The 2,398-nt window shown below is 68.1% G+C and carries 2 protein-coding genes; both read left to right on the top strand.

The window, feature by feature from the left end:
- The coding region (locus HMPREF9440_RS08875) for an HAD-IA family hydrolase (RefSeq protein WP_316244794.1) at positions 1 to 804 on the top strand (804 nt) is incomplete at its 5' end.
- The coding region (sppA, locus tag HMPREF9440_RS08870) for a signal peptide peptidase SppA (RefSeq protein ID WP_008543463.1) at positions 801 to 2,398 on the top strand (1,598 nt) is incomplete at its 3' end. The genes HMPREF9440_RS08875 and sppA, both read left to right, overlap by 4 nt.

Raw genomic sequence — 2,398 nt, 5'->3', positions numbered from 1 at the left:
TTTCGTTTTCGGGAATCGGTGACGAAGCTCACCGGCACAAGATTGGGAGCGCCGATGGAGGCGAATGTTGGTTTGGGGCGGCCCCGCCGCGGGGCGAAGCCCACGGCGCCCGCCGTCAAGGTTTGGTTCATCGATCTCGACGACACGGTGATGGAGAGCTCGGGCGGGATGCTTCACGCGATCCACCTGCGCATGAACGACTTCATCAGCCGCGCGCTCGGCATCTCCTGGGAGGAGGCGGGAAAGCTCCGCACGGCCTACTGGGAGCGCTACGGCTCCACCTTCCTCGGGCTCTGGCGAAACCACCGCATCGACCCCCGCGTGTTCCTCCCCGAAACGCACGACTTCGACTATTCGCCCTTCGTCCGCGCGGCGGGGAACCCCGCGGAAGACATCCGGGCGCTCCGTCGAAAGGGCGTTAGGATCGTCCTCTACACGAACGGCCCCCGGATCTACGCCGAAGAGGTGCTCCGTCTTCTGCGCCTCCATGACGCGTTCGACGCCGTCGTGACGAGTACCGACATGAGGCTGATGGGCGACTGGCGCCCGAAGCCTTCCGCCACGATGCTCCGCGCCCTCTGCGCGCGCTTTCACGTGCGCCCGCAGGAAGCGGCGATCATCGACGATTCGCCCGCGAATCTGCGCGCGGCGAAGTCGATCGGCATGCGCACCTTCTGGTGCACGGGCTACCGCGCCAAGCACGGGAAGCTCACGCACCGGCGCACGGCGCCGGGCGTCGACCACGTGGTCCTGCGGCTCCGTGACCTGATTCCCTTTGCGGCCCAAAAGAAGGAGGTTCGATGAAAACCTTCCTCACGTCCTTCAAGCACGCCTGGGACCTCATCACCGGGCTAAAGAACGCCGTCGGGAACGTGCTCTTCATCCTCACGGTCGGGGCGGTCGCGGCGTTCTTCATGTGGGAACCCCGCTCGCCCGTGGCGGATTCCGGGAGCCTTCTCCTCATGCGCATCGAAGGGCGCGTCGTCGACGCGCAGCCCTCCGCCGGGCGGCGCCTTCAGGCGCTCCGCCAGATGGTTGCGGGCACGCCCGAGACGACTTCGCTCACGGAAGTCACCGAGGCGTTGCGGCTCGCTTCCAAGGACAAGCGGATCCTCGGCGTCGTTTTGAACCTCGAAGACATGACCTCGACGGGGCTCGCGACCGTCTCGGCCCTGGGCGCCGCGATCGACGACTACAAGTCGACCTCGGGGCGTCCCGTCTGGGTCTACGGCGACAGCTACACGCAGGCGCAGTACGCCGTGGCGGCGCACGCCGACCGCGTGGCGATCCACCCGATGGGCGCGGTGCTTTTGAAAGGGCTCTCGGGCGCGGGCCTCTACTGGGGCGACTTCCTCTCGCACTGGGGCGTGGGCTTCACGGTCTACAAGGCCGGGGCCTACAAGAGCGCGCCGGAAAGCTTCACGGCGGGCGGGCCCTCCGACGAAAACCTCGCCGTGCAGAAGGCGCAGCTCGACACCGCCTGGGGGACGCTGACGGGCGACATCGAACGCGCCCGCGGGATGATGCCGGGCTCGGCCGCGCGCTTTGCGGCGGACTTCCCGAAGCGCCTCCGCGACGACGCCCTCCGGCCCGCGGTGCTTCTGAAGGAGGCCGGGTTCGTCACCGACATCATGGGGCGCGGCGACTTCGACCTCGCGCTCACGGAAGCCTTCGCGGGCGCCGGGAAGAAGCCCTCCGACCTCCCCGCTGCGGACTACCGCGACTATCTCGCCTCGCGCGCGGATGAGGACATGACGGAGGGCGCCGTGGCGGTCGTCTTCGCCGAGGGCGAAATCAGCGACGTTCCCGAGATGGGCGGCGTCGTGGCGCGCGAATTCAACATGCTTCTCGACGACGCGGCGTCGGCGCCTGAAACCCGCGCGCTCGTCATCCGCGTCAACAGTCCCGGTGGCGACGCCGTCGCCGCCGAGACGATCCGCGCGAAGATCGAGGAGATCCGCGAGTCCGGCATCCCCGTCGTCGTCAGCATGGGGGACTATGCGGCCTCGGGCGGCTACTGGATCAGCACCGCTGCGGAGAAGATCATCGCGCACCCGATGACGGTCACGGGTTCGATCGGGGTCTTCAGCCTGGTGCCTCATGCGGAGGACCTCTTGAAGCGCCTCCGGATCGGCTTTGAGGGCTACCGCACGGCGCCTTTGGCCGACATGGGCGTCGTCTTCCGCCGTCCGAGCGAAGCCGAAGACGCGCTCTACCAGGCGGGCGTCTCCCGCACCTATGCGGAATTCAAGCGCCTCACGATGGAGGCGCGCGGGATGGACCCGGACGAAGTCGAAAAGGCCGCGCAGGGTCGCATCTGGTTCGGGACCGACGCGAAGCGACTGGGGTTGGTCGACGGTCTCGGCACGCTGGGCGACGCCGTGCGGCTCGCCGCCTC

Origin of the sequence: Sutterella parvirubra YIT 11816, from assembly GCF_000250875.1 — a bacterium.
Lineage (GTDB): Bacteria > Pseudomonadota > Gammaproteobacteria > Burkholderiales > Burkholderiaceae_F > Sutterella > Sutterella parvirubra.
This window is presented reverse-complemented; position numbering and strand designations above follow the sequence as displayed.